The following is a 289-nucleotide window of genomic DNA, read 5'->3' on the forward strand; positions in this document are numbered from 1 at the left end:
CTGGAACTGAGACACGGTCCAGACTCCTACGGGAGGCAGCAGTGGGGAATATTGCACAATGGGCGCAAGCCTGATGCAGCCATGCCGCGTGTGTGAAGAAGGCCTTCGGGTTGTAAAGCACTTTCAGCAGTGAGGAAGGCGGGTACGTTAATAGCGTGCTCGTTTGACGTTAGCTGCAGAAGAAGCACCGGCTAACTCCGTGCCAGCAGCCGCGGTAATACGGAGGGTGCGAGCGTTAATCGGAATTACTGGGCGTAAAGCGCATGCAGGTGGTTTGTTAAGTCAGATG

At 55.4% G+C, this 289-nt stretch carries 1 rRNA gene; it reads left to right on the plus strand.

Going from position 1 to position 289, the window contains the following annotated elements:
* Positions 1–289 (plus strand): 16S ribosomal RNA (locus tag CBX98_RS26075); the annotation flags it as partial.

Origin of the sequence: Vibrio sp. T9, assembly GCF_003123985.1 — a bacterium.
GTDB lineage: Bacteria > Pseudomonadota > Gammaproteobacteria > Enterobacterales > Vibrionaceae > Vibrio > Vibrio diabolicus.